This is a genomic window from Mesorhizobium sp. M7A.F.Ca.CA.002.04.1.1, from assembly GCF_004022805.1.
In the GTDB taxonomy this organism is placed as follows: Bacteria; Pseudomonadota; Alphaproteobacteria; order Rhizobiales; family Rhizobiaceae; genus Mesorhizobium; species Mesorhizobium ciceri.
The window spans coordinates 1-3383 of the sequence record NZ_RZPL01000635.1 but is presented as its reverse complement, the minus strand read 5'-3'; the positions used below and the strand labels follow the sequence as shown (position 1 = coordinate 3383).

The window sequence follows — 3383 nt, the reverse complement described above, 5'->3', positions numbered from 1 at the left end:
GCTCAGGATGCTGGAGCAGTCCGGCGCGCGGCGCATCGACATCGTCGCACATTCGCTCGGAACCTGGGTCACCATGGAAACGCTGCGCCAGATGGCCATCACCGGCGATCGCGATCTCGGCGGCAAGCTCGGCGACGTGGTGCTGGCCTCGCCCGACATCGATGTCGACGTGTTCAAGAGCCAGATGCGGCGCTATGGCAAGCCCGACAAGCCGTTCATCCTGCTGTTATCGGACGACGACCGTGCGCTGCGGCTCTCCGGCCTGATCGCCGGTTCACGGCCGCGTGTCGGCGACTACAAGGATGCCGCCGATCTTGCCTCCTATGGCGTGACGGTCGTCGACCTGTCCAAGGTCAAGGGATCGGACAGCTTCAACCATACGAAATTCGCCGACAATCCGACGCTGGTGAAGATGATCGGCCAGCGGCTGCGCGAGGATGACGGCTTTGCCAGCGACCGTGATGTCACCGACCGCATCAGCCTGCTTGGCCAATAGGTGCGGTCTCGCGGCGATGCCTGCCCGGCATCGCGGACGTATGGATTCACTTTGAACTGGACCGCGCCGGTCTCTGGCCTTATCGGAATAGCCAGCGACGTCACGCGTTTGACGTCCCCTTTTGCGGGAGCCTGCGTGTGACCGTGCGTTCGAAGAGCTACCTCGTCGTTGCATCGGCGCTCGCTGTCACCGGCTGCGCTGGCGGGAAAACGCACGACCTGCTCAACAGGACGACGGTCTCGGTGCCCGCATCCGACATCGCGGCCACGCATGAAATCTTCGTCGCCACCACCCGCCAGAGGGCAACAAAAGAGCCGCGACAGGTTTACGACGGCGATCGCTCGCTGACCACCAGCTTTGCCCGTGTCGACGTCACCGTTCCCAAAAGCCATCAGGTCGGCGCCATCGAGCGGGCCAAGGGATCGGCAAACAGCAATCCTGCCAAGGATTTTACCGCCAAGGACGTCACTTTCTATGAAGGCGCGCCCCAGTTCGCCAAAGCGGTCGGCGCCGACATTTCCATGCGCGGCGACCGTGCGCTGGTTTTCGTGCACGGCTTCAACAACGGTTTTGACGACGGCATCTACCGGCTGACGCAGATCGCCCACGACACCAAATATCCCGGCACCCCGGTGCTGTTCTCCTGGGCTTCGAGCGGCAAGACCACGGGTTACATCTACGACAAGGAAAGCGCCAACGCAGCGCGCGACGACCTCGAGGCGACGCTCAGGATGCTGGCCAAGACAAAGGTCAAGAGCATCGACATCATCGCCCATTCGATGGGAACCTGGGTGACCATGGAGACGCTGCGCCAGCTTGCCATCACCGGCGACCGGGATCTCGGCGGCAAACTGGGCTACGTCATCCTGGCCTCGCCCGACATCGATGTCGACGTCTTCAAGAAGCAGATGATCCGCTACGGCAAACCCGACAAGCCGTTCGCCATCCTGCTCTCTGCGGATGACCGGGCTCTCAAGCTCTCGTCCCTGATCTCGGGCGACAAGCCGCGCGTCGGCGACTACGGCAACGCTGCAGACCTCGCCAGCTATGGCGTGTCGGTGGTCGATCTTTCCCAGGCCAAGGGCGGCGACCGCCTCAACCACGCCAAATTCGCCGACAACCCGATGCTGGTGCAACTGCTCGGCGACCGGCTGCGGGCGCCGGCGGGCCTCGCCTCGGACGAACCCGACCCGACACAGCTCAACAATCTCGGCCAGGGCCTCGGCAAGGCCGTCGGCTCGGTCGCCGAGATCGTCATCACCACGCCGTTCAAGGTGCTGACCATCGCCACCGGCGGGTGAGCCAGCGGGCGGCATTGGCCCTAGGATTGTTGAGATTCGGGTCAGGCCGAGCCGAAAGTGGTGGTTTTCGAGAACCGGAGCGGAGCGTACTTAAGTACGTGAGCACCGGAAGCGCAGAAAATCGCTACTTACAGGTCGGCATGGCCTGAATATCAACAATCCTAGACGAACAGATCGACCTTCTGGAATGTCGTCACATCGATCAGGCCGACATCGGAGATCCTGAGCTCCGGAATGACGACCAGCGCCAGCAGCGAGTGCTGCATGTAGGCGTTGTTCAATGAACAGCCCATCTTGCGCATCGCCTCGGTGAGCTTCTCGGCCTTGGCGGCGACGATTTCCGCCCGTTCGTCCGACATCAGGCCTGCGATCGGCATTTCGACCAGCGCCAGTTCCTTGCCCTTGGAGAACAGCACGACGCCGCCACCGACCGCGCCCAGACGGTTTACCGCCAGCGCCATGTCCTGCTTGTTGGTGCCGACGCAGATGATGTGGTGGGCGTCATGCGCCACGCTGGACGCCATGGCGCAGTCGCCCATATAGCCGAAGCCCGAAACGAAGGCGTTGCTGACGCCGCCCGTGCCCCTGTGACGCTCGACCAGCGCGATCTGGCAGATGTCGTTGCGGCGGTCCATTGCGACCAGCCCGTCCTCGACCGGCAGATCGGCCTCCAGCGCGCGCGTCGGCGCCTGGTTCTCGATGACGCCGATGACACGCACCCGAACCTCGTTGGCGCCCTTGGGGGCGGCGATATCGAAGTCGTCGCCCTTCAACTTCTTGCCGAGCTTGACGGTGTTCTTCGCCGTCCGGGGGTAATCATAGGCCGGAATGTCGATTTCGAGCTTGCCGCCCTTGGCCACCCTGACGCCGCGTGCATAGACCTCGTCGATGGTCATTGCGGCGAGATCCGAGACGATCAGCAGGTCGGCCAGCCGGCCCGGCGCGATCGAGCCGATCTCGCGCTCCAGTTTGAAATGCTGGGCGGTATTGAGCGTCGCCATCTGGATCGCCGTCACCGGCTTCAATCCCTGTTGGATGGCGTGGCGCACCACGCGGTCCATATGGCCCTCTTGGACCAGCGTGCCGGAATGGCTGTCGTCGGTGCACAGGATGAAGTTGCGCGGGTCGATTCCGCCCTCCGTCACCGCCTTGATCTGCGAGGCGACGTCGTACCAGGCCGAGCCCAGCCGCAGCATCGCCTTCATGCCCTGGCGCACGCGGGCGATAGCGTCCTCGGCGCGCGTGCCCTCATGGTCGTCCTCGGGGCCGCCGGCGACGTAGCCGTGGAACGGCAGGCCGAGATCGCGCGAGGCATAGTGGCCGCCGACCGTCTTGCCCGCCTTGACCGTCGCCGCGATCTCGCCCGACATGACCGGATCATTGGCGACGACGCCGGGGAAATTCATCACTTCGCCCAGGCCGATAATGTTCTCCCAGGTCATCGCTTCCGCGACATCGGCGACCGTCAGCTCGGCGCCGGCATGTTCCAGCCCCGGCGCCGAAGGCACGCAGGACGGCATCTGGACATGCACGTTGATGGGCATGGCGACCGCTTCGTCATGCATCAGCCGCACGCCGGGCAGACC

At 64.0% G+C, this 3383-nt stretch carries 3 protein-coding genes; 2 read left to right on the top strand and 1 reads right to left on the bottom strand.

Going from position 1 to position 3383, the window contains the following annotated elements; all coding sequences use genetic code 11:
* Both ENZ75_RS25765 and ENZ75_RS25760 read left to right on the top strand, forming a co-directional pair.
* Positions 1–496, top strand: a 496-nt coding sequence (locus ENZ75_RS25765; protein ID WP_128278418.1) for an alpha/beta hydrolase, incomplete at its 5' end; no start/stop codon positions are given.
* Between the two features lie 137 nt (positions 497–633).
* On the top strand, positions 634–1797 hold the full coding sequence (locus ENZ75_RS25760) for an alpha/beta hydrolase (RefSeq protein ID WP_063168105.1): 1164 nt from the start codon (positions 634–636) through the stop codon (positions 1795–1797).
* Between the two features lie 161 nt (positions 1798–1958).
* Here ENZ75_RS25760 and ENZ75_RS25755 read toward each other — a convergent pair.
* A partial coding sequence (locus tag ENZ75_RS25755; RefSeq protein ID WP_164887999.1) for an adenine deaminase C-terminal domain-containing protein occupies positions 1959–3383 on the bottom strand: 1425 nt, incomplete at its 5' end.